19 protein-coding genes and 1 pseudogene are annotated in these 26,952 nt (G+C 58.3%); 10 read left to right on the forward strand and 10 right to left on the reverse strand.

Going from position 1 to position 26,952, the window contains the following annotated elements; all coding sequences use genetic code 11:
* Window positions 1-3: 3 nt before the first annotated feature.
* Genes ASE98_RS17930 through ASE98_RS17940 form a run of 3 tightly spaced genes read right to left on the reverse strand, consistent with a single transcriptional unit; the run spans window position 4 to window position 1,770 of the window.
* Window positions 4-279 carry a phosphopantetheine-binding protein gene (locus ASE98_RS17930; protein WP_060542664.1) on the reverse strand — a complete coding sequence of 92 codons (276 nt, stop codon included), beginning with the start codon at window positions 277-279 and terminating at the stop codon, window positions 4-6.
* Window positions 257-1,069 carry a lysophospholipid acyltransferase family protein gene (locus ASE98_RS17935; RefSeq protein WP_060542665.1) on the reverse strand — a complete coding sequence of 271 codons (813 nt, stop codon included), beginning with the start codon at window positions 1,067-1,069 and terminating at the stop codon, window positions 257-259. Before ASE98_RS17935 ends, ASE98_RS17930 begins: the two co-directional genes overlap by 23 nt.
* A complete protein-coding gene (locus ASE98_RS17940; protein ID WP_060542666.1) occupies window positions 1,045-1,770 on the reverse strand; it encodes a beta-ketoacyl synthase chain length factor in 726 nt (241 codons plus the stop codon). Before ASE98_RS17940 ends, ASE98_RS17935 begins: the two co-directional genes overlap by 25 nt.
* 357 nt (window positions 1,771-2,127) lie before the next feature.
* Here ASE98_RS17940 and ASE98_RS17945 point away from each other — a divergent pair, with 357 nt between their 5' ends.
* Window positions 2,128-2,898 carry a ParA family protein gene (locus ASE98_RS17945; RefSeq protein ID WP_060542667.1) on the forward strand — a complete coding sequence of 257 codons (771 nt, stop codon included), beginning with the start codon at window positions 2,128-2,130 and terminating at the stop codon, window positions 2,896-2,898.
* 124 nt (window positions 2,899-3,022) lie between these two features.
* On the opposite strand, the gene trxC is transcribed toward ASE98_RS17945, so the two are convergent.
* The 4 genes from trxC to ASE98_RS17965 form a co-directional block, all read right to left on the reverse strand.
* Complete coding sequence (gene trxC / locus ASE98_RS17950) at window positions 3,023-3,457, reverse strand: thioredoxin TrxC (RefSeq protein ID WP_060542668.1); 435 nt, start codon at window positions 3,455-3,457, stop codon at window positions 3,023-3,025.
* A gap of 73 nt (window positions 3,458-3,530) precedes the next feature.
* Window positions 3,531-4,994: a protein adenylyltransferase SelO gene (gene selO, locus ASE98_RS17955; protein WP_060542669.1), complete on the reverse strand. Its 1,464-nt coding sequence runs from the start codon at window positions 4,992-4,994 to the stop codon at window positions 3,531-3,533.
* Between the two features lie 48 nt (window positions 4,995-5,042).
* Window positions 5,043-8,411 (reverse strand): mechanosensitive channel MscK, encoded by a 3,369-nt coding sequence (gene mscK, locus ASE98_RS17960; RefSeq protein ID WP_060542670.1) that lies wholly within the window; start codon window positions 8,409-8,411, stop codon window positions 5,043-5,045.
* A gap of 34 nt (window positions 8,412-8,445) precedes the next feature.
* Entirely contained in the window at window positions 8,446-10,188 is a 1,743-nt protein-coding gene (locus tag ASE98_RS17965; RefSeq protein WP_060542671.1) for a potassium/proton antiporter, read from the reverse strand.
* A 506-nt stretch (window positions 10,189-10,694) separates the two neighbouring features.
* Here ASE98_RS17965 and ASE98_RS17970 point away from each other — a divergent pair.
* The 4 genes and pseudogenes from ASE98_RS17970 (at window position 10,695) to ASE98_RS27825 (ending at window position 13,262) form a co-directional block, all read left to right on the forward strand.
* Window positions 10,695-10,925 carry a hypothetical protein gene (locus tag ASE98_RS17970; RefSeq protein ID WP_053153499.1) on the forward strand — a complete coding sequence of 77 codons (231 nt, stop codon included), beginning with the start codon at window positions 10,695-10,697 and terminating at the stop codon, window positions 10,923-10,925.
* The gene (locus tag ASE98_RS17975; RefSeq protein ID WP_060542672.1) at window positions 10,922-11,224 is read left to right on the forward strand and encodes a cell division protein ZapA; all 303 of its coding nucleotides are present in this window, start codon (window positions 10,922-10,924) and stop codon (window positions 11,222-11,224) included. The genes ASE98_RS17970 and ASE98_RS17975 overlap by 4 nt, the downstream gene beginning before the upstream one ends.
* Before the next feature lie 145 nt (window positions 11,225-11,369).
* Window positions 11,370-12,395 (forward strand): annotated as a pseudogene (locus ASE98_RS27820) (HAMP domain-containing protein); the annotation flags it as partial.
* A 135-nt stretch (window positions 12,396-12,530) separates the two neighbouring features.
* Window positions 12,531-13,262, forward strand: a complete 732-nt coding sequence (locus tag ASE98_RS27825) for a methyl-accepting chemotaxis protein (protein WP_371318068.1) — start codon at window positions 12,531-12,533, stop codon at window positions 13,260-13,262.
* A gap of 114 nt (window positions 13,263-13,376) precedes the next feature.
* On the opposite strand, the gene ASE98_RS17985 is transcribed toward ASE98_RS27825, so the two are convergent.
* On the reverse strand, window positions 13,377-15,179 hold the full coding sequence (locus ASE98_RS17985) for an acyl-CoA dehydrogenase (protein WP_060542674.1): 1,803 nt from the start codon (window positions 15,177-15,179) through the stop codon (window positions 13,377-13,379).
* Between the two features lie 253 nt (window positions 15,180-15,432).
* Window positions 15,433-19,383: a trifunctional transcriptional regulator/proline dehydrogenase/L-glutamate gamma-semialdehyde dehydrogenase gene (gene putA, locus ASE98_RS17990; RefSeq protein WP_060542675.1), complete on the reverse strand. Its 3,951-nt coding sequence runs from the start codon at window positions 19,381-19,383 to the stop codon at window positions 15,433-15,435.
* A 462-nt stretch (window positions 19,384-19,845) separates the two neighbouring features.
* Between putA and putP the strand changes: the two genes are divergently transcribed.
* Window positions 19,846-21,330, forward strand: coding sequence for a sodium/proline symporter PutP (putP, locus tag ASE98_RS17995; RefSeq protein WP_060542676.1), 1,485 nt, complete (start codon window positions 19,846-19,848; stop codon window positions 21,328-21,330).
* A gap of 145 nt (window positions 21,331-21,475) precedes the next feature.
* On the opposite strand, the gene ASE98_RS18000 is transcribed toward putP, so the two are convergent.
* Window positions 21,476-21,796 carry a DUF6124 family protein gene (locus ASE98_RS18000; protein ID WP_060542677.1) on the reverse strand — a complete coding sequence of 107 codons (321 nt, stop codon included), beginning with the start codon at window positions 21,794-21,796 and terminating at the stop codon, window positions 21,476-21,478.
* A 719-nt stretch (window positions 21,797-22,515) separates the two neighbouring features.
* On the opposite strand from ASE98_RS18000, the gene ASE98_RS18010 reads away from it, so the two are divergent.
* The 4 genes from ASE98_RS18010 (at window position 22,516) to ASE98_RS18015 (ending at window position 26,878) form a co-directional block, all read left to right on the forward strand.
* A complete protein-coding gene (locus ASE98_RS18010; protein WP_060542679.1) occupies window positions 22,516-25,134 on the forward strand; it encodes a hypothetical protein in 2,619 nt (872 codons plus the stop codon).
* Window positions 25,121-25,555, forward strand: a complete 435-nt coding sequence (locus ASE98_RS26670; RefSeq protein WP_156465521.1) for a hypothetical protein — start codon at window positions 25,121-25,123, stop codon at window positions 25,553-25,555. Before ASE98_RS18010 ends, ASE98_RS26670 begins: the two co-directional genes overlap by 14 nt.
* 107 nt (window positions 25,556-25,662) lie before the next feature.
* Window positions 25,663-26,232, forward strand: a complete 570-nt coding sequence (locus ASE98_RS26675) for a hypothetical protein (RefSeq protein WP_156465522.1) — start codon at window positions 25,663-25,665, stop codon at window positions 26,230-26,232.
* Window positions 26,216-26,878, forward strand: a complete 663-nt coding sequence (locus tag ASE98_RS18015; protein WP_060542680.1) for a hypothetical protein — start codon at window positions 26,216-26,218, stop codon at window positions 26,876-26,878. The genes ASE98_RS26675 and ASE98_RS18015 overlap by 17 nt, the downstream gene beginning before the upstream one ends.
* Window positions 26,879-26,952 lie beyond the last annotated feature (74 nt).

Consider the following 26,952-nt stretch of genomic DNA (forward strand, 5'->3'; position numbering starts at 1 on the left):
GTCTCAAGCTGCCTGTTTTGCGGTAACGAAAGCTGCAAGGCTAGCCACGTTACTGAAGTGACTACGGGTGTCTTTGGCATCGGCGTCGATTTTGATGCCGTATTTTTTCTGGATCGCCAGGCCCAATTCCAGGGCGTCCACCGAGTCCAGGCCCAGGCCTTCGCCGAACAAGGTCTGGTCGTTGCCAATGTCGTCGGCACTGATGTCTTCGAGGCCCAGGGCGTCAATGATCAACTGTTTGATTTCCTGCAGCAGGCTATGGCTGTTCAGTTCGCTCATCTTCGGCGAGCTCCTTGATAAAGTAAGAGTGCAAATATTCGTTGAGCTTGCGCGAGGCCTGCGGGGGCGGCCCCAGCGCTGCGAAGGTTTGTGGGTCTATATCGGCACCTACCCGGAAACTGAAGTGCACGCGCCGTTTGGGGATGCGATACCAGGGTTCGGCCTTGGTCAATGTGCTCGGGCTGACCTTGATGATAACCGGGGTGAGGATTTTCGCACCGCGCAAGGCGATTGCCGCTCCCCCCCGATGAAAGGCGGGTGCCTGGCCTGGCTGGGTGCGAGTACCTTCCGGAAAGATGATCAGGGTCTGGCCACTTTTCAGGGCGTCGGCGGCGGTGTCGAGCATGTCCATGCTGCCGTCGTTGCTGATGTATTCGGTGCTGCGCAGGGGCCCACCGGTGAAAGGGTTTTCAAAGAGGCTTTGCTTGACGACGCAATTGGCATGACGCACCAGGCCGATCAGAAACACCACGTCGATCAATGACGGATGATTGGCGATGATCATTTGCCCCGGCCGCCCCAGTTTTTCCGCACCTTGAATGTCGTAGGTCAGCACACCGCTGCGGCTCATGAACTGCACGAACAACCAGAAACAGCGGCTGACCATTTGCCGCGCCCGCCGCCGATGGGTCTGGGCATCGCCCGGCAGGCAGTTGAGCAGCGGAAAAATCACCAGGCGCAGGCACAGGCCGCCCAACCCGAACAGGGCAAAGCTTGCGGCGGTGGCCAGCAGGCGCCAGTAGTAGGCGTTGCGGTTTTTTTCGGTTACAGGTTGCGTTGCCAGGTCCATACACGATTTTTCCAGGCATGTTGGCAGGTGGTTTGCTGGCCCAGCAGTGTCGGCAGCAGATTCAGGGCGTGAGGCCAGCAGGTTTTTGACAACGCTTCAGAGGGGCTGTTCAGGGACAGCTGCCAGTCGGTTCCTGCGGTGATCAACAGGCCCAGGGCATAAGGGAAGGGTACGTCGTCGATCCAGGTCGAATAGGCTTCGGGCGGTTGCTCTTCGGTAATGACCAGTAGCACCGCTGGTGCCCCTTCGGCCAGCAGTGCCGCAGCCTCCAGCATGCCGTGCTCCAGGCCGTCGCCAGCTGCGGCGAGGGCCGTCATTTCGCTGGTTTCGCCACGCATGATCGACCACAGTCCGATGATGGCGTTGTGTACCGACAGGCTGAACTGGGTCGGCGAAAGCGGCTGGTCGCTCGCCAGGTCGCTGAGAATGTCGAAGGTGCGCGGGGTTTCCCCGTGACGGGAAATGTAGACCAATGGCAGGTCTTGCCGACCATCGGCTAATGGCCAGGCGACACTGAATGCCATCCGCGCCAGTCGGCCGAGTCGCCGACGCTGCATCGCCGGTAGAAACGAGACGTCGGGAGCGGCATCGCTACCTTGCAGCACAACTGGATGTCGGCTCCAGGCTTGCCAATCGTCCACGCTTTCGAGCCCAGGGGCCCACGCGCGCCATTGGGCGATGTTGAAGTTGATCAAAGACATTCATCCCGCCCCTGCGGGCTTTCTTGACGCGTTGAATGACCCGTCATCTACGGCTCACCCTTACGTGGCGCACGGCGCCGAGTGGCCCGCATTATCCCGGTGCGGCTGACGTGTAGCAAATGTTGGTTACATTTTGCTCAGCTAAATGTGTCGAACGGCCCACAGAAGCCAATTGTGGGGCAATTATCCATATTCTCATCAACTTGATCTGTCAGCGTTGACTGTGGATGACGCATGGGTTTACCGCTTTTTCAGCAAGAGAACTCGCGTGACTGTGTAGTCCCTTTCCGTTTAGGTAGCGGAGCCATGCCGTGGACCACTACACTCGGTCATTCTTTGATACACGGGGGTTTTGACATGCGGCGCGTGGTGTTCAATCAGAAAGGTGGCGTGGGCAAATCCAGCATTGCCTGCAATCTGGCGGCTGTCAGCGCGAGCGAGGGCTTTCGCACCTTGCTGGTGGATCTTGACGCCCAGGCCAACTCCACTCAGTACCTGACGGGCCTCACCGGCAGCGACATTCCCATGGGTATTGCCGATTTCTTCAAGCAGACGCTGTCCTCCGGGCCGTTCTCCAAGAAGAATCAGGTCGATATCTACGAAACCCCGTTTGAAAACCTGCACGTTGTGACGGCCACCGCCGAGCTGGCGGATTTGCAGCCAAAGCTTGAGGCCAAGCACAAGATCAACAAGCTGCGTAAATTGCTTGAAGAGCTGAGTGAAGACTACGACCGGATTTACCTCGATACACCGCCGGCGTTGAATTTTTACGCAGTTTCGGCGCTGATTGCCGCTGATCGCGTGCTCATACCTTTCGATTGCGACAGTTTCTCTCGCCAGGCGCTGTATGGCCTGATGGCGGAAATCGAAGAGTTGAAGGAGGACCATAACGAAGGGCTGGAAGTTGAGGGCATTGTCGTCAACCAGTTCCAGGCCCGCGCCAGTCTGCCCCAGCAGATGCTCGACGAGCTGATCGCCGAAGGCCTGCCGGTGCTGCCGGTGTACTTGACCAGCTCGGTGCGCATGCGCGAATCCCACCAGGCCAACACGCCACTGATCCATCTTGATCCACGGCACAAGCTGACCCAGCAGTTTGTCGAGTTGCACAACCTGCTGGAAAAGGCCTGAATCTCGTGGCTGACACCAAAACACTGTGGGAGCGAGCTTGCTCGCGATGACGGCCTCAAATCCAGCCTATCCGTTGACCGAGCGATCCCATCGTGAGCTGGCTCGTACATTGAGTCGAGGTGCGTCAGATCCCCTGGCTACGCAACCAGCTCATCAATTGCGGTAACGGGAAGGCTCCGCTCTGGCGTGCAACCTCCCGGCCGTTCCTGAACAGAATCAGGCTCGGAATCGAGCGAATGCCCAATTGCGCCGACAACTGCTGGTTCGCTTCGCTGTCCAGCTTGGCCAGCCGACACTTGCCCGCCAGTTGCCCGGCTGCCTGTTCGAACACCGGCGCAAACGACTTGCACGGCCCACACCAGTCCGCCCATACGTCCACCAGTAAAGGCAAATCGCCCTTGATCTGGCTGGCGTAGTCCCCTTGCTTCAATTCGAACGGTTTGCTCAGCAAGACGCCGGCTTTGCAGCGGCCGCACTTCGGTTGGTCACCGATGCGCTCGGCAGGGATGCGGTTGAGGCCGTTGCAGTGTGGGCAGGGGATGAGGAGTGAGTCAGTCATCGCGGATGGTCCAGTTGGAAGCGGGTCCTCCTTAATTGGAGGCGCCCGCCAGGATTTTCAATTGCGGCCAGCCTCACGACGAACAACTGATCTCCAGATGCTTGCCCCACTCCGGCGGCCGCTCTGCATAACTCTCCATCCCGGGTTGCTCCTCGAACGGATTGCTCAGCACCGCGTGCAGCCGGCGCACTTCCGAGTAGTCGCCGTCCTGCGCCGCATCGATGGCTTTCTGCGCCAGGTAGTTGCGCAGGATGTACAGCGGGTTTACCGCATTCATTCTTTTGCGGCGTTGTTCCTGGTCAGCCTCGCCTTCACGCGCGACCCGCGCGATATACAGCGCGCCCCAGGCATCGAAACCCTTGATGTCGACAAAGTCATCACGCAATCGGGCAGTGGCCTGTTCCGGTGCCTGCTCGCCCAAGCGGCGGAAGAACAGGCTGTAGTCGACGCAGCTGTTCTGCATCAGCTGCAACAGATGCTCCAGCAATTTCTGGTCATCATCTTCGGCAGTGGTCAGGCCGAGGCGGCGGCGCATCAGGTCAAGGTAGTGAGCCTGGAACAGCGGCAGATACAGGCCAAGGGTTTCGCGCAGGGCCTCGACGCTGATGAATGGCGTCAGGGCCTGCGCCAGGGCGCTAAGGTTCCACTGGCCGATCGGCACCTGATTGCTGAATGAATAGCGACCCTGGTCATCGGAGTGGTTGCAGATGAAATTGGCGTCGAAGTCATCGAGGAAGGCGAACGGGCCGAAGTCGAAAGTGATGCCGAGGATCGACATGTTGTCAGTGTTCATCACCCCGTGGCAGAAGCCGTAGGCTTGCCACTTGGCGATCAGTTCGGCATTGCGCTCGACCACTTCGCGGAACATCGCCAGATACGGCTCCGGTTGTTCCAGGCAATGGGGGAAGTGCATGGCCAGCACGTGATCGCCCAGTTCTTTCTGCTGTTCGGGGCGTTTGGTGTAGTAGAAGTACTCGAAGTGCCCGAAGCGCACGTGGCTCGGCGCCAGGCGCAAGACCATGGCGGCGCGCTCCTGTTTCTCGCGCCACACCGGGGTGTCGGAGCCGATCACGCACAGGGCACGGGTGCTCGGGATGTTCAGGGCGTGCAGGGCTTCGGAGGCGAGAAACTCGCGGATCGATGAGCGCAATACCGCCCGCCCGTCACCCATGCGCGAAAATGGCGTCTGGCCGGCACCCTTGAGGTGCAAGTCCCAATGCTCGCCGGCCTGGTTATACACCTCGCCCAACAGCAGGCCGCGGCCGTCGCCCAGTTGCGGGTTGTAGGAACCGAACTGGTGACCGGAATAGACCATCGCCCTTGGAATGGCATCGGCCCAGAGCTTGTGGCCGCTGAACAGTTCGGCGAACTCCGGGGTTTCGGCCACGGCCGGGTCGAGGTCCAGCAGCGCCATGGCGGCGGGGCTGGCCACGACCAGGCGCGGATTGTCGATGGGCTCGGGCAGCACATGAGCGGAAAACGCATCGCCCAAGCGGTCGAAGCGATTATCGAAAGTCAGTTCGTCGAGGGCTTTCAAGGGCCGGCTCCAGCAGAATGTCCGAGCATTCTGCTGGGGATTGGCCGGTTAGTCGAGTTTGGCGGCGGGCGGTTCTTGCGCGGGCTTGCGGTCGACGATCGGCACGATGGTTTTCGCTTCCGGCTCGATCGGCACCATCTTGTATTCCTGGCCGTGCAGGTTCTTCAGGTAAACCTCCATCTGGCGGAACGAGATGTTGATGTGCTGCTTCTTGAACTCGCGGTTGATGAAGCGGTTGACCTCGTCGAGCACCGGGTTGCGGTCACCGAGGTCGCGCACGTGCATGCGCAATTCGTGGTCCAGGGTGCTTTCACCGAAGTTCAGGAAGTACACGTGGGGTTCCGGATCTTTCAATACTCGCGGATTATCGCGGGCGGCCTTGAGCAGCAATTCTTTCACCAGATCGAGGTCCGAGCCATAGTCCACGCCGAGCTTGAGGGTTACCCGGGTGATGGTGTCGGTCAGCGACCAGTTGATCAGTTGTCCGGTAATGAACGTCTTGTTCGGGACGATGATGTCCTTGCGGTCGAAATCGGTGATGGTGGTGGCGCGGATGCGGATCTTGCTCACGGTGCCCGACAGGTTACCGATGGTGATGGTGTCGCCGATGCGCACCGGACGCTCGAACAGGATCATGATGCCGGAGATGAAGTTGGCGAAGATCTCCTGCATACCGAAGCCGAGGCCGACCGACAGCGCTGCCACCAGCCACTGCAACTTGTCCCAGCTCACGCCGAGTGTCGACAGGGTCGAGACGAAACCAACGCCGGCGATCACGTATGACAGCAGGGTGGTGGTGGCGTAGGCACTGCCCTGGGCCAGGTTGAGTTTCGACAGCACGAACACTTCCAGCAGGCCCGGCAGGTTTCGCGCCAGGGCGAAGGTAATGCCGATGATGATCAGCGCGCCGAGCATGTCGCCGATGCTGATCGGCACCATGCTCATGTTGGCGCCGGTGCCGCTGGTGTATTCGTACAGGGTGATGTTGTCCAGGTACGAGAACACCGAGATCAGGTCGGACCAGACCCAGTACAGCGCTGCGATGAAGCCGCTGAGCAGCGCCAGGCGGATCAGGCGCAGGGACTGTTCGTTGACCTTCTCGATGTCCAGCGTGGGTTCCTCGATCACCGCTTCGCCGTCCCCGGCCTCTTTCGCCGCCTGGCGTTTGGCCAGGGCGCGCTGGTAGGCCAGGCGGCGAGCCGCCACGCTGAGGCCGCGCACGAAGGTGGCTTCGATCACCAGCCAGAACATCAGCAGGTACAGGGTGTTGATCAGGCGATCACTAAGTTTCAGCGCGGTGTAGTAGTAGCCGAAGCACACTGCCACGAACAGCGCGACGGGCAGGGCGGTGAACATGATTCCCAAGGTCTTGCGGAACAGCGAGGCGTTTTCGTGGGTCGGGCTGCTGATCAGCAAGCGGCTGAGCAATAGCGTCATCAAGGCATAGCAGGTGAGTACCACCGGCATGCCGAGTACGTCATCGGCCAATGCCGCCGGTTGCAGTTCGGCAACCGCCACCACTGTCACCAGGGCCATCACCACCATGCCCAAGCGGCGGACCCAGCCACGGAGGAATTCGACCTGGGGTTTTTCCCAGCGGAAATGCAACTCCGCCACGCCACCGGGCGACAAAATCCGGTAGGCGGTATAGAAGACCAGCCAGGCCTGGGCCATTTGCATCAACGCTGCGCCGACACTGGCGTTTTGCTCCCGTGCGTCGATTTGCAGGGCCAGGCCGCACAAGCCCAAGGCCAGTGCCACCGGCATCGCCAGCAGGATATTGATCAGGATCGCCTGGGGCGTGTGCCACTGGCTGTCGCGTTTGAAGTGGCCGATGTCCTGGTGCACCTTGTTCAGTCGCGCATACAGCTGCTTGCGCCGCCACAGCAGGGCGCCGATCAGCAGGGCCAATGGCAGGAAGAGCAGGGGGCGCTGGGTCAGGCCGTCGACCAGCTCGCTGAAGCTTGAGGTCAATGGCAGCGAGTCGACCTGGCGCTCCAGGCGATCCGGCACGCTGTACAGCCATTCCAGGTCCAGCGGTTTGTTACTGGGAATCCAGAACATCTGCTCATCTAGCGTCGCTCGCAGGCTTTGTGCGGTGCTGAGCAATTGCTTCTGGTTCAACTGCAGGGTGATGGACTCGTTGAGCACCGCGCTAAGTTCGCGATTGAGCCGCTCCAGCAGGTCGGCACGGGTGGTGGCCAGTTCCAGCAGGCTTTTGCGCAGCTGTGGGGTGACCTGCTCAGGCGGCTGGGTCGACAGCAGGTTGTCGACGTAGGTCGCCGGATTGCTGAGCATCTCCCGTTGCTGGCTGACTTCGAACTGATACAGGCGGATGTCGGCAATTTGGTCGGCAAGGTTGCGGTCGACCCGCAGGCGCGGCAAGGCCTGCTTCTGTTTGTACAGAATCTTGGACAGCAGCAGGCTGCCCTTGAGCACGTTGATCTGTTCATCCAGGGCCGAATCGCTCTGGGTCACGCTGTCCAGTTGCTGCTTGGTCATCAGGTTTTGCTGGGTGACTTCGTTGAGACGGTCGGTGCTTTTGAGCAGGTAGTCCGACAGTTTCAGGTTGGCCGAACTCTCGGTGGCCAGAAGACTGCTGCCACCGGACTTTTGTGCTTCGATGGATTGCTGGGTGACGGTTTCCTGGGATTGCGCCAGGCGCTTCTGGTTGATCAGGTTTTGCAGGTCCTGGATTTCCTGATCCAGGCGCTCGGAGCGCTCCGATAGCAAGTCATGCTGGCTCTTGCCCAGGTCTTGCAGCTGGGTATTGCCGGCCAGTTCCTGGCGACGCAGTGGAATCAGGGCGTTCAGTGCCGCGAGTTCGGCATTGAGCTGGTCGCGCTGCTCGGCGCTCAGGGTTTTGCCGGCGTCTTTGCCTGTCTTGAGGATGTTGTTGATCTGCTGGATGCGCGTCTGGCTGGCGGAAATCTCCGCCTGGGCCCGCTCCGGCCGGGTCTGGGCGGTGATGATCAGGCTGTTGGCTTCGGCCAGGGCTTTTTGCAGATCGCTCTGCTGCGTCGAGCGTTCGGTGAGCACCTGCTCCAGTTGCTGAATCGGCTCTTTGGCGAAGCGTTGCGCGACCGGCGACACGGTGGTGGCTTTGAGCCGGGTCAGTTCGCGCTGGTTCTCTATGGTCTGGCGGGGTGCGCTGCTCAATTGCTGCTTGAGATCGGCCAGCTTCTGCTCGTAATCGCGCTTGCTGTCGAGCTGCGTGAGGGTGTTCTGCAGGACAGTTTGCAGGGCCTTTTGATCGGCTTCGGGCAGCTTGCGATCAGCGATCTTGTTCAGGCTCGCTTGCACGGCTTCGCTGCTAGGCGGTTCGGCCGCTTGTGCCGCTTGCGGTAAACCAAGGGAACCGACAGAAAGACTCAAGCCCAGCAGGGCAATGGCGAAAATGGAGCGCAGGTTAGGCATAAAGACCGGTCAAGCAAGTGATAGTGGGAGCAGTTTAGAGGAAGAGCCCGGGGCCCGGGCGACTTCCTTCGGGGAATCTGACGCCCACTTTGCCGATCTTGTTCCCGTCCATGACCGCAACTGTCCAGATGGTGTTGTTCCACTCCACCTGGTCGCCGACCACTGGTGCGCCACCGACTTTCTGGGCAATGAAGCGGGCCAGGGACATGTCCGGATCGATGCCTTCGACCTTCAACCCGTAGAGTGCAGCAACCGCGGCCAGCTGGGCGTCTCCTTCGAGGACGAAGTCGCCGAAGAAGCGCAGATCGAGGCCCCGTTGCGGGGCCTGGCTGAAGAGTTTTCCCAGGGCCGGCAGGTTGTGCTCATGGCCGATTACGCACAGCAAATCATCGACTTCGAGCACCGTACTACCCGACGGATGGAGCAATTGTTGGCCGCGAAACAGGGCCGCGATGCGGGTACCCTCGGGCATTTTCAGTTCCCGCAGGGGGGAGCCGATGCACCATTTCTCTGCGCCAAGGCGATAAACGAACAACTCCCATTCGCTGGTGACGTGCACCTCCAGAGCGGAGCGGGAGATTGGTGCAGGGTCCGGGGGCACGGTCACTTTCAGCAGTTTGGCGACCCAGGGCAGACTCGTGCCCTGCACCAGCAGCGATACCAGCACGATGAAGAATGCGAGGTTGAAATAAAGCTGGGCGTTAGGCAGGCCAGCCATCAGCGGGAACACCGCCAGAATGATCGGAACCGCGCCACGCAAGCCTACCCAGGAAATGAACGCCTTCTCGCGCCCATGGAAAGCCTTGAACGGCAGCAGGCCGACCACGACCGACAGCGGCCGCGCAAACAGAATCATCCACAGCGCCAGAGCCAGCGCCGGCAGGGCGATCGGCAGCAGGTCGTGAGGCGTCACCAGCAAACCCAGCACCAGGAACATGCCGATCTGCGCCAGCCAGGCCATGCCGTCGAGCATGTGCAGGATGCCGTGGCGGCTGCGCACCGGGCGGTTGCCGATCACCAGTCCGCACAGGTACACCGCGAGGAAACCGCTGCCGTGCAGGGCGTTGGTCAAAGCAAACACCACCAGGCCACCGGCAATGACCAGGATCGGATAAAGGCCGGTGGCCAGGTTGATGCGGTTGACCAGTTGCAGCATGAGCCATCCGCCGCCGAGGCCGATGACGCCACCAATGCCGAACTCGCGCAACAGGTGGGTCAGCAGGCTCCAGTGCAGCCCGGTCTCGCCGCTGGCGAGCATGTCGATCAAGGTGACGGTGAGGAATACCGCCATCGGGTCGTTGCTGCCGGATTCGATCTCGAGGCTGGCGGTCACCCGTTCGTTCAAGCCTTTGCCACCCAGCAACGAGAACACTGCCGCTGCGTCGGTGGAGCCGACGATGGCGCCGATCAGCAGGCCTTGAATCAGGTTCAGGTTGAACAGCCACGCGGCGGCCATGCCGGTCAGCCCTGTGGTAATCAACACCCCGACCGTGGCCAGCGACAACGCCGGCCATAACGCGACGCGGAAACTCGAGACCCGGGTGCGCAAGCCACCGTCGAGCAGGATCACCGCCAGTGCCAGGTTGCCGACCAGGTACGCCGTGGGGTAGTTGTCGAAAATAATGCCGCCACCGTCAACGCCGGCCGCCATGCCGACGGCCAGGATGATCACCAGAATCGGGATGCCGAGGCGCGATGAAAGCGAACTCACCAGAATGCTTGCACCTACCAGCAACGCGCCGATCAAGAACAGGCTGTTGATGGTCGTCGCATTCAAAGGCAGTACTCCAGAAAGCTGAAAGGCGGGCACAAACTGACCATGCAGTCTGCGTGCCAGCGATTCTAACCTGTTGAAATGCGATGCTGTCAAAAAGCTTTTTGACGGAGCTAACTGCGATCTCAAATTGAGTGCAGTCACTGTGGCGAGGGGGCTTGCCCCCGTTGGGTCGCGAAGCGACCCCAAGTCGGCCGGTGCAATATTTCCTGGAATATCCCGTCTGCAGGTTTTACGGTTGCTGCGCAACCGAACGGGGGCAAGCCCCCTCGCCACAGCAAGCCCCTCAAGCCCCTCAAGCCACAAAAGGCTATACCGCCCAAGCATTCGACCCAGCTGGCGAGATCGGGCGACGAAGTGCAGGAACCAGATCGCCGTAGTACAGTCTTTAAAACTCGCGGGAAAGGTCACCCGCCAGGAAAATCAAGGCATTGCGCCCGTATAACCCTGGCATCCATGATGACTTTTCTTTATCGTACGCGCCCTTTGAAAAAGTCCGGAAAATCAAAATGTTGGAAGCATCCCTAAGCCAATTGGAACAACTGGTCAGCGACCTGGTACAACAGAACCAGGCCCTGCTCGGCACCAACCAGACCCTGACCGCAGAATTGGCCCAGGCCAAGGATGAGAACGAAAGCCTGCAATTGAGCCTGATGGAGCAGGAAGAGAAGCAAGGCGCCACTGCGGCTCGCATCCAGGCTCTGGTCGAGCGCGTCAGCGCAGGTCCCGTCAGCGCATGAGTTACAACGCCGCAGGGGTAAAGGTCGTCTCGATCCTGGGAGAGGACTATTCGATCAGGGCGCCGGCCGGGGAAGAGCAGACCCTGCTGGACGCCGCATTGATGTTGAAGGCTGCCTTGGCCGATACCAAAAGGAAGTACCCGACGCTGATCGGTGACCGACTGCTGGTGCTGGCCGCGATGAATCTGTGTTCCCAGCAGATTGAAATGCAAAAGCAGCACAAGCTCGAACTCGACCGTTACCAAGAGCAAGTCAGCGCCACGGTCGAAGTGATTTCCAAGACGATCAACCAGGCCTGATCGGTTTTGCGCACAACCAAAGAATAAATTGTCGATGTAAATGTATACATTCGGCATGGCTGTTGCAGTGTTTCAGCCTCTTATTCTTTGGGGGTGCTCCATGCAGTTCTGGCGACGCAGTATCCAGTGGCAATTGATCCTCAGCATGGGCAGTGCCCTGCTGGTCAGTATTCTGATTGTGGTTGGCCTATATACCCTGGTAGTTAATCGCCTCGCCCAGAGCTACCTGGTCGAGCAGGCACTGCCGTCGAGTATCGAAGCGATGCGCAACGACATCGAGCGCATCCTCGTCCAACCCCTCACCGCGGCGAGGGATATCGCCAGCAACAGCATGGTGCGTGACTGGTTGGCCGGGGGCGAAGACAGTGACCAGGCCGGCACTTTTACTACCTATCTGGAAGGTATCCGCGCCGAGCACAAGGCCTTTACCGCGATTATTATCGGCAGCGCGTCCAACCATTATTTCACCGAAAAAGGTCTGGACCGGACGCTCAGTCGTTCCAACCCCACAGACGCCTGGTTCTACTCTTTCCTCGACAGCAACCAGCCACGCACTCTCAATATCGACAATGACACCGCCACCGGAGAATTGGCGCTTTTCATCGACTTCAAAGTCGAGCAGGCCGGGAAAGTCGTGGGTGTTGCCGGGCTTGGCCTGAGCATGAAAGAGCTGTCTGAGCTGATCCACAACTTCAACTTTGGCGAGCGCGGCAAGGTCTATCTCGTGCGTTCTGACGGTTTGATCCAGGTCCACCCGGAGGCGCAATTCAGCGGTAAGCGCACCCTGGTCGAACAAATCGGCGGCTCGGCGGCCCAGGCGGTGATGGGTCAAAAAACTGCCACCAGCAGCAGCTTCCAGCGCGACGGTGAAGACTTCCTCGCATTAAGTCTGCCCCTGCGCGATCTCGGCTGGACCCTGGTGGCCGAAGTGCCGCAATCGCAGATCTACGCCGAATCCCGTCGCGCGATGTGGATGAGCAGTGGCATCGGTCTGGCGGTGGCGCTGGTGTGCCTGTTGCTGGTGGTATTGCTGGCCCGTGGTCTGGTCAGGCCGATTCGGCAGGTAACAGCCGCATTGGTTGCCATTGGTAGCGGCGGTGGAGATTTAACGCACCGGCTCGATGCCAGTCGCGCTGATGAACTGGGGGACCTGGCACGCGGATTCAATCGCTTCCTCGACAGCCAGCACGGCATGATCGGCGAAGTGCTGACCACCAGCGAACGCTTGCGCACCGCCGTCAGCCAAGTGGCGCGAGTGGTGGATAACACCGCTGAACGCTCCGGCCGCCAGCAGGAAATGACCGATATGGTTGCCACCGCTGTCCACGAAATGGGCCTGACCGTGCAGGAGATCGCCCAGAATGCGGGCAACGCGGCAGTCGCCTCGCAATCGGCCCGGGATGAAGCGCTGCTGGCGCGGGATGTGGTCGGCGGATCGATTCGGCATATCGAAAGCATGTCCGACGAAATCGGCGTGGCGGCCACGGCCGTGGGGGAGTTGGCCCATCAGGTGGCCTCGATCGATCAGGTACTGGCGGTGATTCGCGGGATTTCCGAGCAGACCAACCTGCTGGCGTTGAACGCGGCCATCGAAGCCGCTCGGGCCGGAGACATGGGGCGCGGATTCGCGGTGGTTGCCGATGAGGTGCGAACCCTGGCGCGGCGTACCCAGTCGTCCACTGATGAAATTCAGCAGATGATTGGCAGCCTCAAGCTGGGTGCGGAAAACGCGGTGTCCTCGATGCATGCCGGGCAGGCGGCGACGGGTACCGGCGTCGAGTCGAGCCAGCGCACCGGCGCGTCGCTGACGGCGATTACCGGGCAGGTAGAACGCATTAGCGACATGAACCACCAGGTGGCGACCGCGACTGAAGAGCAGTCGGCCGTGACCGAAGAAATCAATCGCAATGTGCAGGGGATTTCGGATTTGGCGCGGGCGACGGCGGGGGAGGTCAGGGCTTGCCGCGAAGACTGTCAGACGTTGCAGCGATTGGCGGATGACCTGGCGCGGCAGATGGGTGGGTTTCGCTTGAGCTGATGTGTTGTCGGTGTGGACCCCTTCGCGAGCAAGCCCGCTCCCACAGTTGATCGCATTTCAACTGTGGGAGCGGGCTTGCTCGCGAATGGATTCAGCAGCACTGGAAGGCTTTAGTCAGAACCACTCATCCTGCATCCCAAGGCATACATCATCCCGCGCCTCAAGAATCGTCAGTTCATGGTGACAACCCGGTACTTCCCACGTCAGGAAGTAGCGCGCCGCTTGCAGCTTGCCTTTATAGAAGCTCGCATCCGCCGTATTGCCCTTGGCCAGGCCTTCCTCGGCACGAATCGCCTGTTCCAGCCAACGCCAGCCAATCACTGCGTGACCAAATACCTTCAAGTACAGCGCCGAGTTCGCCAGGCTGCTGTTGACCTTGCCTTGTGCCATGTCCATCAGCAGGCCGATGGTCACGCTCTGCAGGCGCGCCACCAGTTTTTCCAGCGGCTCGCGCAACGCAGTCAACGATTCATGGGCTTGTGCTCGCTCAGCGGTATTGGCGATCAGGCGGATCAGTTGCTTAAGCCCCGCACCGCCGTTCTGCGCCAGCTTGCGGCCCAGCAGGTCGAGCGACTGAATGCCGTGGGTGCCTTCGTGGATCGGGTTCAGGCGATTGTCGCGGTAGTACTGCTCCACCGGATACTCACGGGTATAACCGTGCCCACCAAGGATCTGGATCGCCAGTTCGTTGGCCTTGAGGCAAAACTCCGACGGCCAGGATTTGACGATCGGCGTCAGCAGATCCAGCAGTTCCTGGGCCTGCTTGCGTTCCGCCTCGGTCTCAAGGGTGGTGGTGTCATCGAACAGTCGCGCCGCGTACAACCCGAGGTCAAATGAACCTTCGACGTAAGCCTTTTGCGTCAGCAGCATGCGTTTGACGTCGGCGTGCTGGATGATTGCCACCGGCGCGGTGTTTGGGTCCTTGCTGTCCGGCACGCGACCCTGCGGGCGCTCGCGGGCGTATTCCAGCGAGTACAGATAACCGGCGTAGCCGAGCATTACCGCGCCCATGCCGACGCCGATCCGCGCTTCGTTCATCATCTGGAACATGTAGCTCAAGCCATGATGCGCCTTGCCCACCAGATAACCGACGCACTCACCGTTATCGCCGAAATTCAGCGCGGTAGACGTGGTGCCGCGCCAGCCCATCTTGTGGAACAGGCCAGCCAGCAGCACATCGTTGCGCTTGCCCAGGCTGCCGTCATCGTTCACCAGGAACTTGGGCACGATGAACAGGGAAATGCCTTTCACTCCGGCCGGCGCATCCGGCAACTTGGCGAGCACCATGTGCACGATGTTTTCGGAAAGCGGGTGATCGCCGCCGGAGATGAAAATCTTGTTGCCCTTGAGGCGATAGGTGCCGTCGGACGCAGGCTCGGCACGGGTACGAATATCCGACAGCGATGAGCCGGCGTGAGGTTCAGTGAGGGCCATGGTGCCGAAGAAGCGTCCATCGATCATCGGTTGCAGGAAGCGGCGCTTCTGTTCCTCGGTGCCAAAGCTCTCGATCAGGTTGGCCGCGCCCATGGTCAGGAACGGATAAGAGGTCGATGCCGCGTTGGCCGATTGGAAGTGCGCAAAACAGGCTTGGGACAAAAGCGTGGGGAGCTGCATGCCGCCAGCGTCGAAACTGCGCGCGGCGTTGAGAAAGCCGGCTTCGAGGAAGGCATCCACCGCCGGTTTCACTTCCGGAATCAGGATTGCCTGGCCGTTTTCATAGCGCGGCTCGTTCTCGTCGCCCTTGCGATTGTGCGGGGCGAAGAACTTCTCGGCGATGCTGCGGGCGGTGCCGATGGCTGCATCGAAGGTTTCGCGGTTGTGCTCGGCGAAACGCTCACGCTGGGTCAGGCCCTCGGCATCGAGGACTTCATACAGCTCGAAAGCCAGATTACGGGAACTGAGCAACGTCTCGGACATGGCGGCCTACCTTTTATTGGGATGGGCCGAGTCTAGTCATGTGAATTTATGCTGAATAGCATGATTGATGAGCGTGATAATTGGGCCGGGCGGCGACTTTGCAGGCGCCACAAAGCAAATGTGGGAGCGGGCTTGCTCGCGAAGAGGCTCCATTCAACATTTAAGTTGACTGACAGTCCGCTTTCGCGAGCAAGCCCGCTCCCACAGGGTTTTGGTTGCCAGGCAGCATTCGCGGCTGCCCGGTTTATCGGATTTAACCGATGGTCATCAGGCTGGCGTTACCGCCCGCCGCAGCGGTGTTAACGCTCAACGCCCGCTCGATCACCAGGCGCTCCAGCGCAATGTTGCTCTCGCCCTGGGCCAGGCCCTGAACCCCGACGATCGCACCGGCACGCTTGGCCACTTGCTGGCAAACCGAACGCAACTGATCGGAATGGCCGTGATGCAGGACTGCATCAAATACCACTTCGTCCTTGTTCCAGTCGGAAACCAGCTTGATGCGCACCTGAATGTCCTTCGGCAGACGTGCGAACAAGGCCTTGGTCAAGTCCGATTCCGGCCATACCGCCGAACCACCTACAGCCAGTACGGCTGCCAGTTGCGTCAGCAGATCGCCTTCGACTTCCGTCAGGCACAGCACGTGTTCGCGTGGCAGGATCGCATAGCTGTTGCGCTCGCCGGTCGGGCCGGCGAGTACACGGGTGATCCCGCTTTGCGATTGCGCGGCGAACTGCACGCACAGGGTGCTCAGGTCGGCGAACTTGTTGCTGTCGGCCCAGGCTTTCAGCGCGGTCAGCGGCTTGCTCATGGCATCGCGTAGACGAACGTCCGGCGCTGCGATGGCGTCACCGCGAGCGAAGGATTGTTCGATCGCATCGGTAGGACGGGTCGACAGCAGGCGGTACAGGTACAGCGGGCCGCCGGCTTTCGGACCGGTACCCGACAGGCCTTCGCCGCCGAATGGCTGCACGCCGACCACGGCACCGACGATGTTGCGGTTGACGTAGACGTTACCGGCATTGACGGTGTCGATCACCTTGGCGATGGTCTCGTCGATGCGGGTGTGTACACCCAGGGTCAGGCCGTAGCCGGAAGCATTGATCTGGGCGATCAGTTGATCGATGTCTTTGCGCTTGTAGCGAACCACGTGCAGTACCGGGCCAAAGATCTCCCGTTGCAGTTCGTCGAAGCTTTCCAGTTCGATCAGCGTTGGCATCACGAAGGTGCCACGTTTGACTTCTTCGGCGTCGGCGATAGCCACCTGGTACACGCTGCGACCTTTGTCGCGCATGGCCTGGATGTGCTTCTCGATGCCAGCCTTGGCTTCGGCGTCGATCACCGGGCCGATGTCCACGGACAGGCGCTCAGGGTTGCCGAGACGGCTTTCAGCCATGGCGCCCTTGAGCATTTCGATGACGCGGTCGGCGGAATCTTCCTGCAGGCACAGCACGCGCAGGGCGGAGCAGCGCTGACCGGCGCTGTCGAAGGCCGACGAAACCACGTCGATCACCACTTGTTCGGTCAGGGCCGAGGAGTCGACGATCATCGCGTTCTGGCCACCGGTTTCGGCGATCAGCGGGATTGGACGACCCTGGCTGTCCAGGCGACCGGCAATGTTGCGTTGCAGCAGACGAGCCACTTCAGTGGAGCCGGTGAACATCACGCCTTTGACGCGATCATCACCCACCAAGCCTGCGCCGACGGTTTCGCCACGGCCCGGCAGCAGTTGCAGTACGCCCTCCGGGATGCCGGCTTCGAGCAGCAGGCGCACGGCCTGAGCGGCCACCAGCGGCGTTTGCTCCGCAGGTTTGGCCAGTACCGGGTTACCGGCAGCCAGTGCCGCAGCCACTTGACCACTGAAGATCGCCAGCGGGAAGTTCCATGGGCTGATGCACACCACTGGACCCAGCGGACGGTGAGCGTCGTTGGTGAAATCGTTGCGTGCCTGCACCGCGTAATAACGCAGGAAGTCTACGGCTTCGCGCACTTCGGCGATGGCGTTGGCGAAGGTCTTGCCGGCTTCGCGGGCCAACAGGCCCATCAGCGGCTGGATTTCGGCTTCCATCAAGTCGGCGGCACGCTCCAGAATCGCGGCGCGCTCGGCTGGTGGTGTGGCCTGCCAGATCGGTGCGGCGTTGAGAGCGCACTGGATGGCGTTGTCGACGTCTTCTACCGTGGCTTCCTGCACATGACCGACCACGTCGCGCAGATCGGACGGGTTCAACACCGGTGCCGGAGTTTCAGTGCTGGAGGCGCAACCGAGCATCGGCGCGGCTTTCCAGTGGTTGTGAGCGGTTGCCAGCAGGGCGCAGGACAGCGAAGCCAGACGATGTTCGTTGGCCATGTCGATGCCGCTGGAGTTGGCGCGTTCGGCACCATACAGGTCGCGCGGCATAGGGATGCGCGGGTGTGGCAGGCCGAAACCGCCTTCCAGCGTTGCCATCTGCTCGATGCTTGCCACTGGATCGGCAACCAGTTCCTGGATGGAAATCGACTGGTCGGCGATGCGGTTGACGAACGAGGTGTTCGCGCCGTTTTCCAGCAGGCGACGTACCAGGTACGCCAGCAGCGTTTCATGGGTGCCGACCGGAGCGTAGACGCGGCACGGACGGTTCAGCTTGCCTTCGGACACCTTGCCTACAACCTGCTCGTACAGAGGCTCGCCCATGCCGTGCAGGCATTGGAACTCGTACTGGCCAGGGTAGTAGTTCTGCCCGGCAATGTGATAAATCGCCGACAGGGTGTGAGCGTTGTGCGTAGCGAATTGCGGGTAGATGACTTCCGGCACCGACAGCAGTTTGCGTGCGCAAGCGATGTAGGAAACGTCGGTGTACACCTTGCGGGTGTAGACCGGGTAGCCTTCCAGGCCTTCGACCTGGGCGCGCTTGATTTCGCTGTCCCAGTACGCGCCTTTCACCAGGCGGATCATCAGGCGATGACGGCTGCGGCGAGCCAGGTCGATCACGTAGTCGATTACGTACGGGCAGCGCTTCTGGTAAGCCTGGATCACGAAACCGATGCCGTTCCAGCCGGTCAGTTGCGGCTCGAAGCACAGGCGCTCGAGCAGATCCAGCGACAGCTCGAGGCGGTCGGCTTCTTCAGCGTCGATGTTCAGGCCGATGTCGTATTGCTTGGCCAGCAGGGTCAACGACAGCAGGCGCGGATACAGCTCGTCCATCACGCGCTCGTACTGAGCGCGGCTGTAGCGCGGGTGCAGTGCGGAGAGCTTGATCGAGATACCCGGGCCTTCATAAATCCCGCGACCGTGGGACGCTTTGCCGATCGAGTGGATGGCTTGTTCGTACGAGGCCAGGTATTTCTGCGCGTCGTGTTCGGTGAGTGCGGCTTCACCGAGCATGTCGTAGGAGTAGCGGAAGCCCTTGGCTTCGAACTTGCTGGCGTTGGCCAGGGCTTCGGCGATGGTTTCGCCGGTGACGAACTGCTCGCCCATCAGGCGCATGGCCATGTCGACGCCCTTGCGGATCATCGGCTCGCCACTCTTGCCGATGATGCGGCTCAATGACGAAGTCAGGCCGGCTTCGTTGTGCGTGGACACCAGCTTGCCGGTCAGCAGTAGACCCCAGGTAGCAGCGTTGACGAACAGCGACGGGCTGTTGCCCAGATGCGGATGCCAGTTGCCGGTGCTGATCTTGTCGCGGATCAGCGCATCGCGAGTGCCTTTGTCCGGGATGCGCAGCAGTGCTTCGGCCAGGCACATCAGCGCCACGCCTTCCTGGGACGACAGGGAGAATTCCTGCAACAGACCCTGAACGATGCCGGCACGGCCGCCAGCGCTCTTCTGGTTGCGCAGTTTTTCCGCAATGGATGCGGCAAGTTTGTTGGTGGCTTCGGCCATCGGTGCCGGCAGACGCGCCTGCTCGATCAGCATTGGCACCACTTCCGGCTCAGGGCGACGGTAGGCAGCGGTGATCGAAGCGCGCAGCACCGATTGCGGCAGGATGCTTTCGGCGAATTCCAGGAAGCACTGGTGGGCATGATCCAGAGGCGCATCGACGGTGTCGTCGGAATCCTTGGTCAAACCGCTCAGCTCAGTCAGGGTTGCACCACCCTCGAGTTTTTCCAGGTAATTGAAGATTGCCTGCTTGATCAGCCAGTGCGGCGTGCGATCAATCGAGGTCGCGGCGGCCTTGAGGCGTTCGCGGGTCGGGTCGTCAAGTTTGACCCCAAGGGTGGTGGTAGCCATGTTTTTATCCTCATGTTTGCCACGACTGCGTGGCATCAGCTGGCGGCAAGATTAGCCGTGCGCCTGTTGAGGTGCAACCGGGTGCAACCCTTTTTTTATCGGAATATTACGCAGCTCGTCAGGAAATAAATTCTGCTACGTCAGCGTTGTCTCTGCTTGGTGCTTTTTAGATAGGTTGGCGGTGGTTCTTGCTCCGAAAAGGAGCAAAAAAGCGGGTTTGAAGTTTATTTCAGACTCGGTGCAACTTATTCGCACGAAACAGGTTGCACCTTATTTGCTTTGTTGAATAGCATTCGCGCCCAAGGTGCAACCCGGTCGAAATCCGGGTGCTCCGGCCGATGGCTTTCCTGGGGAAACATCGGTCATAAATGCGCGGGATCCCGAATCGTCTGTCAAACGTCACCGTTTGCGCGCGGTTCACCAGCCGCCGCTACATAAAAACAAAGCCAGGGCGTCACTTAAATGAGCGTAAGCAATCCAACCCTGATCACGTTCGTGATCTACATCGCAGCAATGGTGCTGATCGGCTTGATGGCCTATCGCTCCACCAACAACCTTTCCGACTACATTCTGGGCGGCCGTAGCCTGGGCAGCGTCGTGACCGCGTTGTCCGCCGGTGCTTCCGACATGAGCGGCTGGTTGTTGATGGGCCTGCCGGGCGCCATCTACATGTCCGGTCTGTCCGAAAGCTGGATCGCTATCGGCCTGATCGTCGGTGCCTACCTGAACTGGCTGTTCGTCGCCGGCCGTCTGCGCGTACAGACCGAGCACAACGGCGATGCGCTGACCCTGCCGGACTACTTCTCCAGCCGTTTCGAAGACAAAAGCGGCCTCCTGCGGATCATCTCCGCCGTCGTGATCCTGGTGTTCTTCACCATCTACTGCGCTTCCGGCATCGTAGCCGGTGCCCGTCTGTTCGAAAGCACCTTCGGCATGTCCTACGAGACAGCGCTGTGGGCCGGTGCTGCGGCGACTATTGCCTACACCTTTATCGGCGGATTCCTGGCTGTAAGCTGGACCGATACCGTACAAGCCACCCTGATGATCTTCGCGTTGATCCTGACGCCGGTTATCGTGCTGTTGGCCACCGGCGGCGTCGACACCACTTTCCTGGCCATCGAAGCGCAAGACCCAAGCAACTTCGACATGCTCAAGGGCACCACTTTCATCGGCATCATCTCGCTGATGGGCTGGGGTCTGGGCTACTTCGGCCAGCCGCACATCCTGGCGCGTTTCATGGCGGCCGACTCGGTGAAATCGATCGCCAAGGCCCGTCGCATCTCCATGGCCTGGATGATCCTGTGCCTGGGCGGCACCGTGGCCGTAGGCTTCTTTGGTATCGCTTACTTCTCGGCGCACCCTGAAGTGGCCGGTCCCGTGACCGAAAACCACGAGCGTGTGTTCATCGAACTGGCCAAGATCCTGTTCAACCCATGGATCGCCGGGGTACTGCTGTCGGCCATTCTGGCGGCGGTAATGAGCACCCTGAGCTGCCAGTTGCTGGTGTGCTCGAGCGCCCTGACCGAAGACTTCTACAAGACCTTCCTGCGCAAGTCCGCTTCCCAGGTTGAACTGGTCTGGGTGGGCCGCGCCATGGTGCTGCTGGTTGCCCTGATCGCCATCGCGATGGCGGCCAACCCGGAAAACCGCGTGCTGGGCCTGGTGAGCTACGCCTGGGCTGGTTTCGGTGCCGCGTTCGGTCCAGTCGTACTGATCTCCGTGATCTGGAAAGACATGACCCGCAACGGCGCACTGGCCGGTATCCTGGTTGGCGCGATCACCGTGATCGTGTGGAAACACTTCGAACTGCTGGGCCTGTACGAAATCATCCCTGGTTTCATCTTCGCCAGCCTGGCGATCTACATCGTCAGCAAGCTGGGCGCGCCGACTGCCGGCATGCTGCAGCGCTTTGCTGCTGCCGAGGCGGATTTCCGTCTGAACAAGTGATGGGGATGAGCTGAGGCTCTGATCTTTCGCTGCACATGAAACGGCCCGCTTCCTTTGGATGCGGGCCGTTTTCGTTCATAGCATCAGACGATTGTTAAAAGCATTCTGCGTAGCTGCTGCAATGGTGTTAGCTATGCCAAGACAGTCACTGCGGATCAAGTTGATCCAGTGCTCGATTTACCGCCAGTTCACCCAGCATGATCACCTGCGCAATCCCCAGCAGCGCGTTGCGCGGGGTCCCTTGCAGATGGTCCGCCAGATCCGTGGACATCACGCTAGCCGATGCCAGTGACTCACATGCATATACCAGCAAAGTTGCTGTATCGAGTTCCGGATTGACTGTGAAGAAGGGGCTGGGGTTGTGCGGCGCGGCCATTATGCTGGCAGCCAACTGCGGTCTTATGGGGTCAGAAGTGTTGTGTGGTGATGGCGAATCTGTCGGAGGATCGGGAGTTACCTTGACCATGATTTAGCTCTCGGTTGGAGCTGCTTTTCCGGTCCGCGACTAAACAAATGGAGGCAGCTGTGCACAGGTTAGTCGACCGACGAGCTAAGAAATCGGCGCACTCGAAAGTGCCCTGCGCACAGCCACCATAACAACAGGTACGGCATACCTGATTGAATGGCGCTTACACAACTTAGCTACTACAGGCGACTAAACCCGATCACTGATGGGCAGTGACGCAAGCCAAGTTACCGAGCGGCTCCGAGGCGCACAAGCGGGCGGATTCTGGCGTAGCTGTAGGCAGTGACGCAAGATTTTGTAGCTTTCAAGGAGTGTTCGAGAGAGTTCTTAAACAAACGCGATTTATGCACCAACCCCTTCCTGCTACACGGCTCTCCCATTGTAGGAGCGAACCTGCTCGCAAAGGGCTCTGCCAGCGATTGCAGCGGTCCGAGGGAAGCCCACATCGCTAGGTCGACACGATCAAAGAAGTGGCCGTGCATGGACATCTTCTCAGCAAGAGATTTTCCTTACGGATTAAGCGCACTCAAGATTCGGAATCCTCCTACGAGCTCCGTGAAAACGTCCTATTTAAAACCAAGTCCGCTTAGCCAAAGCTCCTGTCCTCTGGCACCAGCATGCATTACGGCCCTACCTGACCGTCTCGGCACGGTCCGGGAAGGAGCAGCCATGCGTGCTGACTACCCCGTGAGAGCTGCCACACAAGGAGTGAACACAGCATGCGCGACTTGCTCATCTGGTTTTTTGGCACCGAGTCTTCATTTGGTCGCAAGGCAGGTTTAAATAGATCGGCCATGCAGAGCTCCCCGGCCCTGACCACTGCGCAGCCCTTACCGGAAAAATCTCTGCCACAAGAGTCCTTGCAACCGCTGAAGAACTGGTGCCATCCGTTCAAGGACAGCCGTAACCCACTGGAGCAACTGACCCACCTGGCCAATGCTAATGCCGGTTACTACCCCCTCGGGCGCGGCGGACTGTGGCACGGCGGTGTGCATTTCGACAGCGGCACCGCCGGCACCCTGAAACAATCCAGCGTGCACTGCCTCGCCGACGGCGAAGTGGTGGCTTACCGCATTGACACCCATTCTCCGAAAACAACTTACACCGCCAACCAGCAAGCATCCGAGAACTCCTACTCACGCAACTTCGTGTTGGTGCGTCATCGTTTGCAACTTCCCAGAATCCAGGGCAAATCGGATGCGCCGCCGAGCCTGACTTTCTACAGCCTGTACATGCACCTGCAGGACTGGGCGGTGTATCGGGATTCCACACTCACCCGCCCGGGTTTCTGGCCCGAACGACCAACTCATCGCGTGAAGCAAGCCGTAAGGGATTTCCACCCGAGTACACCTGAGCAGTCAGGCCTGCAAGTAAGTCACAAGTGGCATGGCCAGATGATTGATCTCCTGCCGCGAGGCGCTGAGGTGAACATCAGTGGCACTGGGGAATTCCGCAAGTTGGAAAACACCTTGGGGCCGGCCGAACTGCTCAATGCCGACGGTTCTATCAAGGGGTACATCGCTGCCAGAGTGCTCAGAGACCAAGACCGCAAAGAGACTCGTGTCCAGTCATCGCAACCAAAGGTTTACGTCCGCTCTTCGCCGGTGATTGCTAAAGACAACGTAATCTTCCAGCTGCCGACAGGATCAGATATCACGGTCAGTGGCACAGGCGAATTTCGCAAACTAGAACGCGTAAACCAATATGTGAAATTCGACGCGCTGGAAAACGCTATTGAGCCTGTAGCGGTTGATCAAGTGGTAGTGCTCGGTACCCCCGTCGCAGTCAAGGCGGGCGATCTGATCGGTCATCTTGGCCTGTATCACGACAACGGTACTGGCTTGCTGGAGGAAAGGCTCCACCTGGAAACCTTCAGCGGCGATGACGTTGAAGTGTTTATTGAAGCCAGTCGGGCCTGGGCCAAGCGCCTGCCGGAAAAAGACAAAACCTGGCTCAAGCTCGCCAAGGGTACGCCCGTAGTTTCGCCGGAGGGCAATCTCACCGTTGGCCAATTGGAAGCATCGAGGGCCTCCAGTCCGCTCAGTGCTGCCGACTTGCTCGTCCCCAAGACTCTGTTGGACAAATTACCGGCCAGTCACAAGCGACACATGCCCGCGAGTCCGCCCCGCAAGGCGTGCAACTGGTATTACCTGGAAGAACTGTTGCATGACACCAATAACACTCCGCTGAAGGGCTGGGTGCGCGAAGAAATCGGCGTCACGCCTTGGGTGAGCCCGTGGGCGTGGGAAGGCTACGATTTTATCTACGAATACGACGTTCCTCAGGAATTCCTGGCCTCTTTCCTTCGTACCATGAAAAAACTGAGCGAGTCGCAACTTGAACGCTTTGGGCCAATTGCGGATGAGGGTGACACGGGGCCGTTGAAGCAGCGGCTGTACGACATTATCGACCGCAACCGGGATGGCCGGATGACAGCTAAAGAGCTGCGAGCAGCAATCAGTCTGCCGGCCCACGCACAGGCGATTTCGCAGTTGATCGTTTGTTGTGACAGCGAGTGGTATTACAAGGAAGGCAAATGGGATCGGCTTGATGAATTGCTCGGCCATAGTGGCTCGACGCCGAACTTGAATTGGTTTCAGGAGAAGCGGCGAATCAGGCAGTTGAGTTGGTGGAGTGAGGTGGCGGAGCGGGTTGGGCTGCCAGGGCATGGAGAGGTTTATCACTTTCATCCGCTGGGTTTGACTGGGATGTTTGCTCGTGAAAGAAATGGATTGTGGGTGTTAGGCAAAACCTCTGAGCGTTATGAGTCGGGAGGTCGAGGGCCTGGTGTTATTTCTACAGGAGGAGGTGATTATGGTGGTATCTCCTATGGAGTCTATCAAATGTCATCAAACATGGGGGTTGTTCAAAAATTCATCGAGCTTTCTGCCTACGCTCACGCATTTGTTGGATTGGATGCTGGAACTGCTGAGTTTAATGAGAAATGGAGAAGTATCGCAAATAGTTCACCTGAAGAATTTAGAGGTGCGCAGCATAATTATATTAAAGTTACTCATTACGACGTGCAGGTGAAAGAGATTTTGAGTGATATCGGGTTTCCTATTGATAATAAAGATGCAGCACTGAATGATATGGTGTGGTCGACTAGTGTTCAGTTTGGTCCGAGAACAAAATTAATTAAGCGGGCTCTGAATGGCTTGGTTGTACCATCGCTCTCAGTGATTGAGATTATACGCGCAGTTCAAGATTATAAAATATCAAATAATTCTACTCTTTTTGCAAGCTCGCCTACATTGCAGTCAGGTCTGTTGGCAAGAGCAATCGACGAAAAAAGCAAGTTACTTGATTTGGAGGGGAGGGCGTATGAGGTTGAGTAGTCTTAGTGCGATATTCTGCGTGTTATTTTTGGGTTTTTTCTCGGAGGTTAATGCGGCATGCCACCATGGAGGGCATGATTCAATATGGGAAAAGACAGGTCAAAAATACTCTGAATGTATCAATAAAGCCGAAGGTGTACATCCGAAGATAATTAGCTGTATTCGCGGAGAGATAAGTCGTCAAGATAAAATCATTGAAAATAAAACTGCGGATGCGGCAAAAAATTTGCTTACTGCGGATCTCATTTCGTCTATTAGTAAAAGTAAGCGGGTATGGGAAAAATATGTACGGGAGTCATGCGGATTATACGGTGAATTGGGGGGGCAACGATCTGAGTTGCTAATAGAGAATTGCGTCTTGAAAGAGGTTATGTGGAGGGGTGTTTTTATTGATGATTTAATTAGTGAGGCTGATTTGTAGTGGCAATGCTTGCGTGGGTGGAGTAGGGGTAAGTCATTTTGTATTCGCTAGTGGCCATGTTTTCAGCTTTCCTGAATATTAAAAGACAAAAGTGGTGCTTTTTCTAGATGTTTACGGCTAACACAGATTGTCAGCGTCTCAGGAGTGCGCTGGTTCGATCGGATAAAGCAGTTCAGTTAGCCTGGGCTAGAGAGATTCTTCGTACAAATAGAGCTGGGTGGAAACAAGCCTTCAATTCATTGGGGAGTGAGCAAGAATTCCAGGAGATTCAACTTCGGGAGGCGGCTTCCTATCATTCAAATGTACAGCGCTGCATTAGAGATATGAGAGCAATATCACCTTCTATCATGAACGAGATTAGTGTATTGACTTACGTAGCTCTCTATGATCTTTGTGTCCAGCAAGGAGGGTTGGAAAAAGGCAGTACATTACTTGAAATTCGAAGCAGAGTAGACAGCGAGACACCGCTAACCCAGGAGCATTTATTAAAAATCTGTGTACAAGAAAGAGCTAAATCTGCCTCAAGTCGATGGGCAACTGACTGCCTGATCCGAAGAATGGGGATTATTCAGGCCGCTCCTTATTCGGCAACCCTTCAAGGAAATACGGCAAATCGTAACAATACGAATTTTCATCTGCTTGGGGAGGTTAAAGGAAAACATGTATGCGAATTATGATTACTCAATCAAAGCTGCATTTACCCTTGCCATGATCCTGTTTTGCGGTTTTTCGCTCGCACATGCCGGCAATGTACTTAGCGAGCACAAGGAGATAAAGGGCGTAGCATGCAATGCTTCCGGAGAGTGTGCATTAGATATTAGTGATACTGCTAAGCAAATAGTTTTGGCGTGTGAGACACCAAAGGTCGAGGTGACATGGAACCGTGCGAAACAGAACGCATTCCTCATTGCGTGTGATTGCGAATGCACTTCTCATGATAATGTTGGTTGGCTTGTAGATGAAGATATGTCAACTGGTAAGTACAGGATTGGAAGGTTGGATTTAGGTAAAAAATACACCGTGGAAGAATTGCGTCGAACGGTGGGTGATATTCCGGATATCTTCCAGTCGCATCCTTTATGTGGAGAGCCTGATAATGAGCTTCTAAAGAAAAGTTTTTTCGTTAATTTGCTCAAGCATCCTACTAGCAATGAAAGCTCTCCATACTGCTTTTCTCCGCTATATATTACGAAAGATGATGGGCTGCTGAAATTTAGAGGCCATAACGATGGTGGCGAATCAGGTGTGGTTCAGTTTCGTGAGAGTGATGGACCTACTATTTATGCAGAAATATTGAAGCTAGTAGATAATATAAAATATTAACACTCATTCATTAAGTGTATCTCCGGCTTTTGGGTTTAACGAGCGCGCGATGCTTAAAGAGGTACTGGTTGCGC

The organism is Pseudomonas sp. Leaf48 (genome assembly GCF_001421885.1).
GTDB lineage: Bacteria > Pseudomonadota > Gammaproteobacteria > Pseudomonadales > Pseudomonadaceae > Aquipseudomonas.